This is a genomic window from Niveispirillum sp. FG148 (assembly GCF_057809655.1).
Genome location: NZ_JBMDKJ010000047.1, coordinates 20088 through 35135, shown reverse-complemented (window position 1 = coordinate 35135; position 15048 = coordinate 20088). Strand labels below are relative to the sequence as shown.

The 15048-nt window shown below is 62.0% G+C and carries 14 protein-coding genes; all 14 read left to right on the top strand.

The window, feature by feature from the left end:
* Nucleotides 1-475 precede the first annotated feature (475 nt).
* The 14 genes from ACODTW_RS27055 (at nt 476) to nuoN (ending at nt 15043) form a co-directional block, all read left to right on the top strand.
* Entirely contained in the window at nt 476-844 is a 369-nt protein-coding gene (locus ACODTW_RS27055) for an NADH-quinone oxidoreductase subunit A (protein WP_488949280.1), read from the top strand.
* A 32-nt stretch (nt 845-876) separates the two neighbouring features.
* Nucleotides 877-1428 (top strand): NuoB/complex I 20 kDa subunit family protein, encoded by a 552-nt coding sequence (locus tag ACODTW_RS27050; RefSeq protein ID WP_488949278.1) that lies wholly within the window; start codon nt 877-879, stop codon nt 1426-1428.
* Between the two features lie 29 nt (nt 1429-1457).
* Nucleotides 1458-2099 (top strand): NADH-quinone oxidoreductase subunit C, encoded by a 642-nt coding sequence (locus tag ACODTW_RS27045; RefSeq protein ID WP_488949276.1) that lies wholly within the window; start codon nt 1458-1460, stop codon nt 2097-2099.
* Nucleotides 2100-2202: 103 nt separating this feature from the next.
* On the top strand, nt 2203-3357 hold the full coding sequence (locus ACODTW_RS27040) for an NADH-quinone oxidoreductase subunit D (protein WP_488949279.1): 1155 nt from the start codon (nt 2203-2205) through the stop codon (nt 3355-3357).
* On the top strand, nt 3354-3998 hold the full coding sequence (nuoE, locus tag ACODTW_RS27035; protein WP_488949275.1) for an NADH-quinone oxidoreductase subunit NuoE: 645 nt from the start codon (nt 3354-3356) through the stop codon (nt 3996-3998). The genes ACODTW_RS27040 and nuoE overlap by 4 nt, the downstream gene beginning before the upstream one ends.
* 15 nt (nt 3999-4013) lie before the next feature.
* Nucleotides 4014-5312, top strand: coding sequence for an NADH-quinone oxidoreductase subunit NuoF (gene nuoF / locus ACODTW_RS27030; protein WP_488949273.1), 1299 nt, complete (start codon nt 4014-4016; stop codon nt 5310-5312).
* 21 nt (nt 5313-5333) lie between these two features.
* Complete coding sequence (gene nuoG / locus ACODTW_RS27025) at nt 5334-7400, top strand: NADH-quinone oxidoreductase subunit NuoG (protein WP_488949272.1); 2067 nt, start codon at nt 5334-5336, stop codon at nt 7398-7400.
* Nucleotides 7401-7406: 6 nt separating this feature from the next.
* A complete protein-coding gene (gene nuoH, locus ACODTW_RS27020; RefSeq protein ID WP_488949270.1) occupies nt 7407-8414 on the top strand; it encodes an NADH-quinone oxidoreductase subunit NuoH in 1008 nt (335 codons plus the stop codon).
* An 87-nt stretch (nt 8415-8501) separates the two neighbouring features.
* The gene (nuoI, locus tag ACODTW_RS27015) at nt 8502-8990 is read left to right on the top strand and encodes an NADH-quinone oxidoreductase subunit NuoI (RefSeq protein WP_488949269.1); all 489 of its coding nucleotides are present in this window, start codon (nt 8502-8504) and stop codon (nt 8988-8990) included.
* 102 nt (nt 8991-9092) lie between these two features.
* Nucleotides 9093-9710, top strand: a complete 618-nt coding sequence (locus tag ACODTW_RS27010; protein ID WP_488949268.1) for an NADH-quinone oxidoreductase subunit J — start codon at nt 9093-9095, stop codon at nt 9708-9710.
* A 1-nt stretch (nt 9711) separates the two neighbouring features.
* The gene (nuoK, locus tag ACODTW_RS27005; protein WP_488949267.1) at nt 9712-10029 is read left to right on the top strand and encodes an NADH-quinone oxidoreductase subunit NuoK; all 318 of its coding nucleotides are present in this window, start codon (nt 9712-9714) and stop codon (nt 10027-10029) included.
* Between the two features lie 10 nt (nt 10030-10039).
* Complete coding sequence (gene nuoL / locus ACODTW_RS27000) at nt 10040-11977, top strand: NADH-quinone oxidoreductase subunit L (RefSeq protein ID WP_488949266.1); 1938 nt, start codon at nt 10040-10042, stop codon at nt 11975-11977.
* A gap of 18 nt (nt 11978-11995) precedes the next feature.
* A complete protein-coding gene (locus ACODTW_RS26995; protein ID WP_488949265.1) occupies nt 11996-13588 on the top strand; it encodes an NADH-quinone oxidoreductase subunit M in 1593 nt (530 codons plus the stop codon).
* Between the two features lie 3 nt (nt 13589-13591).
* Nucleotides 13592-15043, top strand: coding sequence for an NADH-quinone oxidoreductase subunit NuoN (gene nuoN, locus ACODTW_RS26990; protein WP_488949264.1), 1452 nt, complete (start codon nt 13592-13594; stop codon nt 15041-15043).
* Nucleotides 15044-15048: the final 5 nt, after the last annotated feature.

The following is a 15048-nucleotide window of genomic DNA, read 5'->3' as shown; positions in this document are numbered from 1 at the left end:
GCGCCGGCCTGTCACGCCGGAGGCCGCGGGTTCAAGTCCCGTCACTCGCGCCACTCTTCCTTTGCGAAGAATTCCGACTAAAGTCGGTGAGTTTAAAACTCCACCAGGATTTGTGAATTTTCAACGGCATCTCCACCCCGGAGAATGCTGTTTCTCGCGTTTGGCTTCCCGCCATGCGCTTGGTGCGATTGAGTAATCTCCGCAATGCAACGCAGCCTTGCCGCAATGCACCAATGGCTGAAACCCCCTGTGAATCCATGGCGTTGAGAATGGTTCTCAGCCTTGGAAATGGCGTAATTCGCTTTCCTTCCTGTGTGGACGGGGCCTATATTCCCGTGGGCCCCGGGGTACCCCCGGAAGCCTTCCTGGTCCATGAACCGCCCGCGGTTGCGTCCTCTCATCGGCCCGAGATTTCGGCCCGATGATTTTGTGTGGCGCGATACCGGGCTGAACCGGTGTGACGATGTCTGATCCGATGTCCAACCCGCTGCTGCTGCAGTATCTGCCGATCCTGGTTTTTCTGGCGATCGCCACGGTCATTGCCGGCGCCATGATCGCCGCCTCGCTGGTGGTCGGCAAACAAAAGCCGGATGCCCAGAAGCTGTCGGCGTACGAGTGCGGTTTCGAGGCGTTCGAGGACGCGCGCAGCAAGTTCGACGTCCGCTTCTATCTGGTCTCGATCCTGTTCATCATCTTCGACCTGGAAGTGGCCTTCCTGTTCCCGTGGGCCGTCGCCCTTGGCGATATCGGCATGTTTGGTTTCTGGTCGATGATGGTGTTCCTGGGCATCCTGACCATCGGCTTCATCTATGAGTGGAAGAAGGGTGCGCTGGAGTGGGAGTGATCCCCGCCGGCCAACCTGGGAGCGACAGAGCCATGAGCAGCAACCTCATCACCACGAATACGAGCCCTCTGCCGCCCGGTGCGGCGCAAGAGGCCTATCTGAACGCCGTCACGGCCGAGCTGAATGACAAGGGCTTCATCGTCGCCAAGTATGAGGACCTGCTGAACTGGGCCCGTACCGGTTCGCTGTGGCCCATGACTTTCGGTCTGGCCTGCTGCGCCGTGGAGATGATCCACGCTTATATGGCGCGCTACGACCTGGACCGTTTCGGCGTGATCCCGCGTCCCAGCCCGCGCCAGTCCGACGTGATGATCGTTGCCGGCACGCTGTGCAACAAGATGGCCCCGGCGCTGCGCAAGGTCTATGACCAGATGGCGGAGCCGCGCTGGGTGATCTCGATGGGCAGCTGCGCCAATGGTGGTGGCTATTATCACTATTCCTATTCGGTGGTGCGCGGCTGCGATCGCATCGTGCCCGTCGATATCTATGTGCCCGGTTGCCCACCGACGGCGGAGGCGCTGGTTTACGGCATTCTGCAATTGCAGAAGAAGATCAAGGGCGGTAACCGCCTGATCCGCGCCTGACGCTGTATTTGGACGAGGACGCTTGAACGATGAGCGACGAGGCCCTCAAGGAACTCGGTGATTATATCGGCAACGCGCTGGGCGCTGCCGTGCTGAAGACCGAGATCGCCCATGGCGAACTGGCCGTGACCCTGACGCGCGAGGCGCTGTTCAAGGGCATCCAGTTCCTGCGCGACGATTCGACCACCCGCTGCGAACTGCTGGCCGATATCGCCGGCGTGGATTATCCCGACCGCGCTGAGCGGTTCGAGGTCGTCTACAATCTGCTGTCGGTGAAGCATAACCATCGTATCCGCGTGAAGGTCGGTACCGACGAGGATACGCCGGTGGCTTCCATCGTCAGCCTGTATCCGGTTGCCGGCTGGTTCGAGCGGGAGGCCTGGGATCTCTACGGCATTTTCTTTGCCGACAATCCCGACCTGCGCCGCATCCTCACCGATTACGGCTTTGAAGGGCATCCGTTGCGCAAGGATTTCCCGCTGACGGGTTTTGTCGAATTGCGCTACGACGCCGAGCAGGCGCGTGTCGTGTACGAGCCGGTGAAGCTGACGCAGGATTTCCGCAGCTTCGACTTCCTGTCGCCGTGGGAAGGCATGACGGATATCCAGCTGCCGGGTGATGAGAAGGCCGTAATTCCGCTGGCGGCGCCGACCGCCGCCGGCAAGCGTTAAGGGGGCCCCGCACATGGCTACGTCCACCGTCGCGACCCAGACCAGCATCAGCCTGAATACCGCACCCGCTACCCCGGCGGAGGTGCAGATCAAGCCCTTGACCATGAATTTCGGTCCCCAGCATCCGGCCGCCCACGGCGTGCTGCGTCTGGTGATGGAAATGGATGGCGAGGTGGTGGAGCGGGCCGACCCGCATATCGGCCTGCTGCATCGCGGTACCGAAAAGCTGATCGAATACAAGACCTACACACAGGCCACGCCCTATTTCGACCGTCTGGACTATGTGTCCCCGATGTCGATGGAGCACACCTGGGTGCTGGCCGTCGAAAAGCTGCTGGGGATCACCCCGCCCAAGCGTGGCCAGTATATCCGCGTGCTGTTCGCGGAAATCACCCGCGTGCTGAACCATCTGCTGAACCTCACCACCTTCGCGCTGGACGTCGGCGCCATCACGCCCGCCCTCTGGGGTTTCGAGGAGCGTGAGAAGCTGATGGAGTTCTATGAGCGGGTGTCGGGTGCCCGCCTGCACGCCAATTATTTCCGTCCGGGCGGCGTCAATCTGGACCTGCCGGCCGGGTTGGCGGACGACATCTTTGCCTATACCGAGACCTTCCCCAAGTTCCTGGCGGACCTGGAAGGGCTGCTGACCGAGAACCGCGTGTTCAAGCAGCGCACGGTTGATATCGGTGTGGTCAATGCCGCGGACGCGCTGGCCTGGGGCTTTACCGGCCCCATGCTGCGCGGTTCCAACGTGGCCTGGGACCTGCGCAAGGCGCAGCCCTATGACAGCTACGAGGAATTCGACTTCGATGTCCCGGTCGGCCTGACCGGCGACTGCTATGCCCGCTATCTGGTGCGGATGGAGGAGATGAAGCAATCCATCTCCATCATCCGTCAGGCGCTGGACAAGCTGTCGAAGACGCCGGGTCCGGTAAAGGCCAACGACCGCAAGGTTACGCCGCCGACCCGCGGCGAGATGAAGCGGTCGATGGAATCCCTGATCCACCATTTCAAGCTTTATACGGAGGGCTACCATGTGCCCGCCGGCGACACCTACACGGCGACGGAGTCGCCGAAGGGCGAGCTGGGCGTGTATCTGGTGTCCGACGGGACGAACCGCCCGTACCGCTGCAAGATCCGCCCCACGGGCTTCTCGCACCTGCAAGCGATGGATTTCATGTCCAAGGGCCACATGCTCGCCGACGCCGTGGCGATCATCGGTTCCATGGACATCGTGTTCGGAGAGATTGATCGATGAGTGCCGCCCATTCCCATGGCCCCGCCGGGACGGAGCCGACCAGCTTCGAATTCACGGCTGAGAATATCGAGCTGGCCAAGCGCATCATCGCCAAGTATCCGGAAGGCCGGCAGCAGAGCGCGGTAATGCCGCTGCTGGATCTGGTCCAGCGCCAGTGCGGCGGCTGGCTGCCCAAGGTCGCCATTGATTACGTGGCGCATTACCTGTCCATCGCCCCCATCCGGGCGCTGGAAGTGGCCAGCTTCTATACGATGTACAATCTGAAGCCGGTCGGTAAGCATTTCGTCCAGGTCTGCACCACGACGCCGTGCTGGCTGCGTGGGTCGGACGAGGTGCTGCATGCCTGTGAGTCCAAGCTGGGGATCAAGGCAGGCCAGACCACGGAAGACGGCCAGTTCACGGTGATTGAGGTGGAATGCCTTGGCGCCTGTGTGAACGCGCCCATGATGCAGATCGGCGATGATTTCTATGAGGATCTGACGGCGGAGACGACGGAAAAGGTTCTGGATGCGCTGGCGCGGGGTGAGAAGCCCACCGTCGGCCCGCAGAACGGCCGCATCGGCGCCTGCCCCGCGGGCGGGCCGACAACGCTGACAGAATCGGCCATCAAGGCGGGCGTGAAGCCTGCTGGCCAGGCGTGAAGGGGAGGGTGAACAATGCTTCGCGATGAAGACCGCATCTTCACCAACCTCTACGGTTTCGAAAGCCCCTTCCTGGAAGGGGCCAAGGCCCGTGGCGACTGGTCCGGCACCAAGGAGATCCTGGATCTCGGCCGTGAGAAGATCATTGATCTGGTGAAGGAATCGGGCCTGCGCGGCCGCGGCGGCGCCGGTTTCTCCACGGGCATGAAGTGGTCCTTCATGCCCAAGACCAGCAATGGCCCCGTCTATCTGGTCGTGAATGCCGACGAAGGCGAGCCCGGTACCTGCAAGGACCGGGAGATCATGCGCCATGATCCGCACAAGCTGATCGAAGGCTGCCTGATCGCCGGTTTCGCCATCGGCGCGACGGCGACCTACATCTATATCCGTGGTGAGTTCTATTACGAGGCCGCCAATGTCCAGCGCGCCATCGATGAGGCCTATGCCTCGGGCCTGATCGGCAAGAACGCCTGCGGCTCCGGTTACGATCACGACATCTACCTGCATCTGGGCGCCGGCGCCTATATCTGCGGGGAAGAGACGGCGTTGATCGAAAGCATCGAGGGCAAGAAGGGCCAGCCCCGCAACAAGCCCCCGTTCCCTGCCATGGCCGGCCTCTACAGCCGCCCGACGACGGTGAACAATGTCGAATCCATCGCGGTGGTGCCGACCATCCTGCGTCGCGGGGCTTCCTGGTTCGCCAATCTGGGCCGTCCCAAGAACAGCGGCACCAAGCTGTTCTGCATCTCCGGTCACGTCAATCAGCCGGCGACCGTCGAAGAAGAGATGGGCATCCCGCTGAAGGAACTGATCGAGAAGCATTGCGGCGGCGTGCGTGGCGGTTGGGACAATCTGCTGGCCATCATCCCCGGTGGTTCGTCGGTTCCGCTGCTGCCCAAGGAAATCTGCGACACGGTCCTGATGGATTTCGACAGCCTGCGTGAGGTCCGGTCGGGCCTGGGCACGGCTGCGGTCATCGTCATGGACAAGTCCACCGACATCGTGAAGGCCATCGCGCGGTTGTCGAAGTTCTACATGCATGAAAGCTGCGGCCAGTGCACCCCTTGCCGTGAGGGGACGGGCTGGATGTGGCGGGTCATGGAACGTCTGGTGAAGGGCCAGGCGCATGTCGAGGAAATCGACATGCTGCTGGATGTCACCAAGCAGATCGAAGGCCACACCATCTGCGCCCTGGGTGATGCGGCCGCCTGGCCGATCCAGGGTCTGATGCGCCATTTCCGTCCGGAAGTGGAACGCCGCATCCTTGAATATCGCACGCGCGCCGACCGTGGCGCCCGCGTGGCGGCAGAGTAAGTCGGGGGCGGAGAGGATATCATGCCCAAGCTAACCATCGACGGCGTCGAAATCGAAGTCGCCCCCGGTACCTCGGTGCTGCAGGCCTGTGAGCAGCTCGGCATCGAAGTGCCGCGCTTCTGCTATCACGAGCGCCTGTCCGTGCCGGCCAACTGCCGCATGTGTCTGGTCGAGGTGGAGCGTATGCCCAAACCGGCCGCCAGCTGCGCGCTGCCGGTGGGCGAGGGCATGGTCGTGAAGACCAACAGCCCGGCCGTGCAGAAGGCCCGCAAGGGCGTAATGGAATTCCTGCTGATCAACCACCCGCTGGATTGCCCGATCTGCGACCAGGGTGGCGAGTGCGACCTGCAGGATCAGGCCGTTTCCTATGGCTATGACCGCGGTCGGTTCGAAGAGAACAAGCGCTCCGTCACGGACAAGTATATGGGCCCGCTGATCCGGACCTATATGACCCGTTGCATCCAGTGCACGCGCTGCATCCGCTTCGTGGATGAGATTGCGGGCGTCGCTGCCCTGGGCGGTCTGGCCCGTGGCGAGCATCTGGAAATCACCCCGGCCCTGGAAGCCGGTGTGAATTCGGAAATGTCGGGCAATCTGGTCGATGTCTGCCCCGTGGGTGCCCTGACCAGCAAGCCCTACGCCTTCAACGCCCGTCCCTGGGAACTGCGCAAGACCGAGAGCATTGATGTGATGGACGCCGTCGGCTCCAACATCCGCATCGATGCCCGCGGCGCCGAAGTGCTGCGCGTCCTGCCGCGCCTGAATGAAGATATCAACGAGGAATGGATCAGCGACAAGACGCGCTATGCCATTGACGGCCTGAAGCGCCAGCGTCTGGACAAGCCCTACGTCCGTGGCGCCGATGGCAAGCTGAAGCCCGCCACCTGGGCCGAGGCGTTTGCCGCCATCAAGGCGAAGCTGTCGGGTCTGTCGGGTGACAAGATCGCCGCCATCGCTGGTGATCTGGTCGATGTCGAAAGCGTGGTTGCGCTGAAGGATCTGATGGCCGCCCTGGGGTCGGCCAACCTGGATTGCCGCCAGGATGGTGGCTCGTTCGATACATCGAACCGCGCCGGCTATATCTTCAACAGCGGCATTGCTGGCATCGAGAATGCCGATCTCGTCTTGCTGATCGGCACCAACCCGCGCTGGGAAGCGCCGCTGGTCAATAGCCGCATCCGCAAGACCTATCTGACCGGCAAGCTGAAGAAGGTGGCGGTCATCGGTCAGAATATCGACCTGACCTACCCGACGGAGTGGCTGGGCAATTCCGGCAGCATCCTGAAGGAACTGGCCGCCGGCACGCATCCGTTCGTTGAGGTGCTGAAGGCTGCCAAGAACCCGCTGATCATCGTCGGTGCCGGTGCCCTGGCCCGTGGCGATGGCCCGGCCATCCAGACGGCGACCCGCACGCTGGCGGAAGCTGTCGGCGCCGTGCGCGACGATTGGAACGGCTACAACGTGCTGCAGCTGGCGGCCGGCCGCGTTGGCGCGCTGGATGCCGGCTTCCTGCCGGGGCAGGGCGGTCGCGATCTGGCTGGTATCCTGGCCGGTGCGCAGTCCGGTGCGATCGAGGCGGTCTATCTGCTGGGTGCCGATGAGATCGATACGGCCAAGCTGGGCAAGGCCTTCGTAATCTATCAGGGTCACCATGGCGATCGCGGCGCCCATCGCGCCGACGTCATCCTGCCGGGTGCCGCCTACACGGAAAAGAACGCCACCTACGTCAATACCGAAGGCCGCGTGCAGCAGGCCCGGCTGGCGGCCTTCCCGCTGGGTGAGGCGCGCGAGGACTGGAAGATCGTGCGTGCCCTGTCGGGTGAACTGGGCAATGCCCTGCCGTACGACACGCTGGCCCAGGTTCGTCAACGCATGGCGCAGGTGAACCCGGTTTTCGCCACCAATGACCGTCTGGTCGCCGGTACCTGGAGCGCCTTTGGCGGTGCGGGTCTGGTGGGTGACGGGCATTTCGTCTCGCCGGTGGTGAATTTCTACATGACAGATCCCATCAGCCGTGCGTCGCAGACCATGGCCGAATGCACGGAAGCGTTTGTGAAGCCGGCCCTGGCGGCCGCCGCGGCGGAGTAAGTGACGATGTGGGAATTGTGGGCTGAACTGCCGCTGATTGTGCGCATCGTCGCTTCGATCGTTGTGATCGCGGTGCCGCTGCTGATCGGCATGGCCATGCTGACCTATTTCGAGCGCAAGGTGATGGCGGCCATGCAGCTCCGCCAGGGTCCGAACATCGTCGGTCCCTTCGGTCTGCTGCAGCCCTTTGCCGACGGCCTGAAGCTGCTGGCCAAGGAAACGGTGATCCCCAGCGGCGCCAACCGGGTCGTCTTCGTCGCCGCGCCGATGCTGACCTTCCTGCTGGCGCTGGTTGCCTGGGCCGTGATCCCCTTCGGGCCGGGTCTGGTGCTGGCTGACATTAATGTCGGCGTGCTGTACCTGTTCGCCATCTCCTCGCTGGGTGTCTACGGCATCATCATGGCCGGCTGGGCGTCCAACTCCAAATACGCCTTCCTGGGTGGCCTGCGTGCTGCGGCGCAGATGGTGTCGTACGAGGTCTCGATCGGCCTCGTCATCATCACCGTCCTGCTGTGCGTCGGTTCGCTTAACCTGTCGAAGATCATCGAGGCGCAGAAGACCGTCTGGTTCTGCATCCCGCTGTTCCCGATGTTCATCATTTTCTTCATCTCGGCCCTGGCCGAGACAAACCGCGCGCCCTTCGACTTGCCGGAAGGTGAGTCCGAACTGTCGGGCGGTTTCAACGTCGAATATTCGTCGATGACCTTCGCCCTGTTCTTCCTGGGCGAATATATCAACATGATCCTGATGAGCGCCATGACCTCGGTGCTGTTCCTGGGTGGCTGGCTGCCGCCGCTGGATATTGCGCCGTTGAACTGGATCCCGGGGCCGCTGTGGTTCATCGCAAAGATCTGCTTCGTGTTGTTCTGCTTCATCTGGGTGCGTGCGACGCTGCCGCGTTACCGTTATGACCAGCTGATGCGTCTGGGTTGGAAGGTGTTCCTGCCTTTCTCCCTGATCTGGGTGGTGCTGACCGCCGGTGTGCTCGTCTATTTCGACCTGCTGCCGAAATGATTTTGTGAGGGGTGGGGCAAGTTTCAACCCCACCGTCCGATGATGCTTAAGGGCGGGCCCCGGTCCGTCCGATGATGGAGGTGAACCATGGCCCTGCTCGACCGTACCGCGCGCGGCCTGTTCTTGGTGGAGCTCGTGAAGGGACTGGCGCTGACATTCAGCTACATGTTCCGTCCGCGCGTGACCCTGAACTATCCGTTTGAGCGTGGGCCGACCAGCCCGCGTTTCCGCGGCGAACATGCGCTGCGTCGTTACGCCAATGGCGAAGAACGCTGCATCGCCTGCAAGCTGTGTGAGGCGATCTGCCCGGCTCTGGCCATCACCATCGAGGCCGAACCGCGTGAGGATGGCAGCCGCCGGACCACGCGCTACGACATCGACATGACCAAGTGCATCTATTGCGGTCTGTGCCAGGAGGCCTGCCCGGTCGATGCCATTGTCGAGGGGCCGAACCTGGAATTCGCCACGGAAACCCGTGAGGAGCTTTACTATAACAAGGAAAAGCTGCTTGCGAACGGTGACCGTTGGGAAGCGCAGATCGCGGCCAATCTGGCCGCTGACGCGCCCTACCGTTGATGCAATCGACGATGGCCGGGTCCCCGGCCATCTCCCGTCCTTCGCCCGGAGTATCCTCCGTGACCCAGTACCCGATGACCACAGCGCCGGAGGCGGCGTAACATGACACTGACCGCTGTCGCATTCTATGCGTTCGCCATCATCCTGCTGGCTTCTGCCGTGCGGGTGATCACGGCCAAGAATCCCGTGCACTCGGTTCTGTTCCTGATCCTCGCCTTCTTCAACGCCGCCGGCCTGTTCGTGCTGATCGGCGCTGAATTCGTGGCCATGATCCTGGTCATTGTCTATGTCGGCGCGGTGGCGGTGCTGTTCCTGTTCGTGGTGATGATGCTGGACATCAATTTCCAGGAACTGCGGCAGGGCTTCATGCAGTATCTGCCGGTGGGGCTGGTGATCGGTGCCATCCTGGTGGTGGAAATGGTGTTCCTGGCCGTCACGCAGCTGGGCGCCGGACCGGTCGGCGGCAAGGCGGACAATGCCCCGATCCCGCCGCTGGATCAGGTCACCAATACCGAGGCGATCGGACACATCCTCTATACCGACTATGTGTATGCCTTCCAGGTCTCCGGCCTGATCCTGCTGGTCGCGATGATTGGCGCCATTGTGCTGACCCTGCGGTCGCGCCCCGGTGTCCGTCGCCAGCAGATCGGGCAGCAGCTTGACCGCAAGCGGAGCGAGGTCGTGCAGGTGCGCAAGGTCCCGACGCGGGGGGGCGTCTAACATGGCAATCGGCGAAATCGGCCTGGCACATTATCTGACGCTGTCGGCCATCCTTTTCACCATCGGCGTGTTCGGGATTTTCCTGAACCGGAAGAATGTCATCGTCATTCTGATGTCGATCGAGATGATCCTTCTCGCGGTCAACATCAATCTGGTGTCCTTCTCCGTCTATCTGAACGACCTGGTGGGTCAGATCTTCACCATGTTCATCCTGACCGTGGCCGCGGCGGAAGCCGCCATCGGTCTGGCGATCCTGGTGGTCTATTTCCGCAACCGCGGCACGATCGCGGTTGAAGACATCAACATGATGAAGGGTTGAGGCGGGCATCATGGAAATCGCTGCCATCTTCCTGCCCCTGCTGGGCGCCTTCATCGCCGGGTTCTTCGGCCGGATCATCACTGACCGGGGTTCCCAGATCGTCACCTGCCTTGGCGTGCTGACGGCGGCCGTCCTGTCCGTGATCCTGTTCGTGCAGATCGGGTTCGGCGGGCACGAGGCTGCGCGCACGGTGGAACTGTTCACCTGGATCAACAGCGGCACCTTCGAAGTGTCGTGGGCGCTGCGCATCGACACGCTGACGGCCGTCATGCTGGTCGTGGTGAACGGCGTCTCTTCCATGGTGCATGTCTATTCGGTCGGGTACATGAGCCACGATCCGCACCGGTCGCGCTTCATGGCCTATCTGTCGCTGTTCACCTTCATGATGCTGATGCTGGTGACGGCCGATAATCTGTTGCAGATGTTCTTCGGTTGGGAAGGGGTGGGTGTCGCCTCCTATCTGCTGATCAATTTCTGGTACGAGAAGAAGAGTGCCAACGACGCGTCGATGAAGGCCTTCCTGGTCAACCGCGTGGGCGATTTCGGCTTCGCGCTGGGCATCATGGCCGTGTTCGTCATCTTCGGCACGGTGGAATTCGACGGCATCTTCAGTCAGGCGGCTGCCAAGGCCAACGACACATTCAACTTCCTGGGCTTCCAGGTGCATGCGCTGACCTGCGCCTGCCTGCTGCTGTTTGTGGGCGCCATGGGCAAGTCGGCCCAGTTGGGCCTGCACACCTGGCTGCCGGACGCCATGGAAGGCCCGACCCCGGTGTCGGCCCTGATCCACGCGGCCACCATGGTGACCGCCGGCGTCTTCATGCTGTCGCGCATGAGCCCGGTATTCGAATATGCCCCGGCCGCGCTGGAGGTGGTGACCATCCTGGGTGCCCTGACGGCCTTCGTGGCCGCCACGATCGGCCTGACCCAGTTCGACATCAAGCGCGTCATCGCCTATTCGACGATGAGCCAGCTGGGCTATATGTTCTTCGCCATCGGCGTCGGCGCCTATCCGGCCGCCATCTTCCACCTGATGACGCATGCCTTCTTCAAGGCACTGCTGTTCCTGGGTGCCGGTTCGGTCATCCACGCCATGTCGGATGAACAGGACATGCGCAACATGGGCGGCATCTGGAAGCTGATCCCGGCCACCTATGTGATGATGTGGATCGGTAACCTCGCTCTGGCCGGTATTCCGTTCTTCGCCGGTTACTTCTCCAAGGACATGATCCTGGAAGTGGCCTATGCCAAGCATTCGGCTGCCGGGTCCTTCGCCTTCTGGATGGGCATCGCTGCCGCCTTCATGACGGCCTTCTACTCCTGGCGCCTGCTGATCATGACCTTCCATGGCAAGCCGCGCGCGTCTGAGAAGGTGATGGCCCATGTGCATGAAAGCCCGGCCGTCATGCTGATCCCGCTGTTCGTGCTTGCCGTCGGTGCGCTGTTCGCAGGTTACGTCGCCTATCCCTGGTTCGTCGGCCACGACCTCCATCATTTCTGGGGTGACAGCATCGCGATGCTGGCGGGTGAGCACGGCACGATCATCGATGCTGCCCACCATGTTCCGGGCTGGGTGCCGCATGCGCCGCTGGTTGCGGGTGTTTCCGGTATCGCGCTGGCCTATGTCTTCTACATGTTCGTTCCCAGCCTTCCGGGCACGTTTGTCGGCATGTTCAAGGCGATCCATGCCCTGGTGTTCCGCAAGTACATGTTCGACGAACTGTATAATGCCCTGTTTGTTCGCCCGGCCATGAAGCTTGGCTTCGGCCTGTGGAAGGGCGTTGATATCGGTGTGATCGATGGCTTTGGCCCCGATGGCGCCGCCACGGTGACGCGTGGCCTGTCGGTGGTGACCAGCCGCCTGCAGTCCGGTTACGTGTACCACTATGCTTTCGTGATGGTGATCGGCGTGGTCGCATTGGCCGGCTGGTTCTTCCTGGTGCGTTGAGGTAGGGAGTCTTTCGAAATGGCCGATGTGCCGATCCTTTCGCTGACGACGTTCCTGCCCCTTGTCGGCGCGCTGTTCATCCTGCTCATCCGTGGGGAGGAGCAGAATGTCGCGCGCAACGCCAAGAGCGTGGCGCTGTGGACGTCGATCATCACCTTTCTGGTTTCGCTGTTCATCCTGACCGGCTTCGACCCCTCCAATCCCGGCTTTCAGCTGGTCGAAGAGGTGCAGTGGCTGCCGGCTTACAAGATCGCCTATCTTAAGGGCATCGACGGCATTTCCATCTGGTTTGTGCTGGCCTCGACCCTGCTGACCCCGATCTGCGTTTTGGCGTCCTGGGACGCTGTCGAAAAGCGCGTCAAGGAATTCATGATCGCGCTGCTGGTCCTTGAGACCATGCTGGTCGGCATGTTCACGGCGCTGGACTTCGTGCTGTTCTACCTCTTCTTCGAGGGGGTGCTGCTGCCGATGTTCCTGATGATCGGTATCTGGGGTGGACCGAACCGCGTCTACGCCTCCTACAAGTTCTTCATCTACACCTTTGTCGGTTCGGTGCTGATGCTGCTGGCCATCCTGGCCATGTATCTGACGGCCGGGACGATGGATATGCGGGTGATGGTGGACTACCCGTTCGCCGGTAACATGCAGATCTGGCTGTGGCTGGCGTTCTTCATCGCGTTTGCGGTCAAGACCCCGATCTGGCCCGCGCACACCTGGTTGCCCTTCGCCCATGTGGAGGCGCCGACCGCCGGCTCTGTCATGCTGGCCGGTGTGATGCTGAAGATGGGTGGCTATGGTCTGATCCGCGCCAATATCCAGATGCTGCCGGAAGCCAGCTTCTACTTCCAGGACCTGGTGTTCGTGATGTCGGTTGCCGCCATCATCTACACCTCGCTGGTGGCGCTGGCGCAGACTGACATGAAGAAGATGATCGCCTACAGCTCCGTGGCCCATATGGGTTACGTGTCCATGGGCATCTTCGCCGCCAACCAGCAGGGTCTGGACGGCGCCATGTTCCAGATGCTGAGCCACACTTTCGTGTCGGCCGCACTCTTCCTCTGTATCGGCGTTGCCTATAACCGCCTGCACACCCGCGAAATGGCCGCCTATGGCGGCATGGCCAAGAACATGCCGCGCTATGCGGTGGTGTTCGCCATTTTCATGTTCGCGTCGGTGGGTCTTCCGGGCACTTCCGGCTTCATCGGTGAATTCCTGACGATGCTGGCCGTGTTCGAGGTCAATACCTGGGTCGGCTTCCTGTCCGCCACCGGTCTGGTCCTGGGTGCCGCCTACATGCTTCTGCTGTACCGCAAGCTGTTCTTTGGCAAGCTGGAAAAGCCGGAAGTGAAGGCGATGCAGGACCTGAACTGGAAGGAAGTCACCTTCTTCGCCCCGCTGGTCGCGATCGTCATCATCATGGGCGTCTATCCGGCCAGCTTCCAGAATGTCTATAACCCGACCGTTGCGAAGATCCTGGCGGATCACGAGGCGTCGCTGAAGTCTGCCGGCCTGATCGAGACGAAGGCCGAGACCGCAGCGGCGACCCCGGCGGCGGCGCCCGAACAGGCGCCCAGCGAAACCCCGGCGACCCATCCGGCGAGCGAGAACTGAGCCATGGCAACCTATCCCGATCTGATCCCGGCCCTGCCTGAGATCTTCCTGGCCGTTGCCAGCATGGCCCTGTTGCTTATCGGTGTCTTCCGGGGCGACGGTTCGCTGCGCACGGTATCCTGGCTGTCTGTCGCATCGCTGATTGCCACCGGCTTTCTGGTCCTCCAGGGGCCGGAAGGGCGCAACGTCACCTTCAATGGTCTGTTCGTGGCCGATGGTTTTGGCGCCTTCGCCAAACTGTTGATCCTGACGGCGTCGGCCCTGTCCATCATCCTCTCCATCAATTACCTGGAGAAGGAGCGGGTGGCCCGGTTCGAATATCCGGTGCTGATCGTCCTGGCGACGGTCGGCATGCTGGCCATGGTGTCGGCCAATGACCTGATTTCGCTCTATGTCGGGTTGGAGCTGCAATCGCTTGCCCTCTATGTCATCGCTTCCTTCAAGCGTGACGTGGCCAAGTCGACGGAAGCCGGCCTGAAATACTTTGTGCTGGGTGCCCTGTCGTCCGGCCTGCTGCTCTATGGTTCGTCGCTGGTCTACGGCTTTGCCGGGACGACCAGCTTCGACAAGCTGGCCGCGGTTCTGACCGGGGCCGAAGGGGCGCCGTCGCTGGGTGTCATCGTCGGCATGGTCTTCGTGGCCTCTGGTCTGGCGTTCAAGATTTCGGCCGTTCCGTTCCACATGTGGACCCCGGACGTGTATGAAGGCGCGCCCACCTCGGTCACCGGCTTCTTCGCCGTGGCGCCGAAGGTGGCTGCCATCACCCTGTTCATCCGCGTCCTGGTCGGTCCGTTCGGCGACCTGGCTGGGCAGTGGCAACAGGTGATCGAATTCTGCGCCGGCGCTTCCATGCTGGTTGGTGCCCTGGGCGCTATCCAGCAGAAGAACATGAAGCGACTGATGGCCTACAGCTCCATTGGTCACATCGGCTACGCGTTGCTGGGCCTGTCGGCTGGTACGGCTGAAGGCGTGCGGGGCGTGTTGATCTACATGTCCATCTATCTGGCCATGAATGTCGGCGTCTTCGCCATCATCATGTCCATGCGCCAGAATGGCCGCGCCGCGGAGGAGATCGCCGATCTGGCCGGTCTGTCCAAGACGCACCCGCTGATGGCCTTCGCCATGGCCGTATTCATGTGGTCGCTGGCTGGTGTACCGCCGGCGGCGGGCTTCTTCGGCAAGTGGTCGGTGTTCCTGCCGGCTATTCAGTCGGGCCTCTATGGCCTGTCGATCATCGGCGTTATCGCCTCGGGTATCAGCTGCTTCTATTATCTGCGTGTCATCAAGGCGATGTACTTCGATGACGTGACGGAGCCGCTGGATCGTCCGGCGCCGACGGCCGGCTTTGTGGTGGCAGGCACGGCGCTGTTTGTCTTCCCGGTCTATATCTTCTTCCTGTCGCCGATCACGTCGGGCGCTGCGGCCGCTGCTGCGGCCCTGTTCGGGGCCCGGTGACGTAT

Coding starts and splice junctions, on each gene's coding strand:
- ACODTW_RS27055 (WP_488949280.1), top strand. CDS start 476: ATGTCCAACCCGCTGCTGCTGCAGTATCTGCCGATCCTGGTTTTTCTG.
- ACODTW_RS27050 (WP_488949278.1), top strand. CDS start 877: ATGAGCAGCAACCTCATCACCACGAATACGAGCCCTCTGCCGCCCGGT.
- ACODTW_RS27045 (WP_488949276.1), top strand. CDS start 1,458: ATGAGCGACGAGGCCCTCAAGGAACTCGGTGATTATATCGGCAACGCG.
- ACODTW_RS27040 (WP_488949279.1), top strand. CDS start 2,203: ATGAATTTCGGTCCCCAGCATCCGGCCGCCCACGGCGTGCTGCGTCTG.
- nuoE (WP_488949275.1), top strand. CDS start 3,354: ATGAGTGCCGCCCATTCCCATGGCCCCGCCGGGACGGAGCCGACCAGC.
- nuoF (WP_488949273.1), top strand. CDS start 4,014: ATGCTTCGCGATGAAGACCGCATCTTCACCAACCTCTACGGTTTCGAA.
- nuoG (WP_488949272.1), top strand. CDS start 5,334: ATGCCCAAGCTAACCATCGACGGCGTCGAAATCGAAGTCGCCCCCGGT.
- nuoH (WP_488949270.1), top strand. CDS start 7,407: ATGTGGGAATTGTGGGCTGAACTGCCGCTGATTGTGCGCATCGTCGCT.
- nuoI (WP_488949269.1), top strand. CDS start 8,502: ATGGCCCTGCTCGACCGTACCGCGCGCGGCCTGTTCTTGGTGGAGCTC.
- ACODTW_RS27010 (WP_488949268.1), top strand. CDS start 9,093: ATGACACTGACCGCTGTCGCATTCTATGCGTTCGCCATCATCCTGCTG.
- nuoK (WP_488949267.1), top strand. CDS start 9,712: ATGGCAATCGGCGAAATCGGCCTGGCACATTATCTGACGCTGTCGGCC.
- nuoL (WP_488949266.1), top strand. CDS start 10,040: ATGGAAATCGCTGCCATCTTCCTGCCCCTGCTGGGCGCCTTCATCGCC.
- ACODTW_RS26995 (WP_488949265.1), top strand. CDS start 11,996: ATGGCCGATGTGCCGATCCTTTCGCTGACGACGTTCCTGCCCCTTGTC.
- nuoN (WP_488949264.1), top strand. CDS start 13,592: ATGGCAACCTATCCCGATCTGATCCCGGCCCTGCCTGAGATCTTCCTG.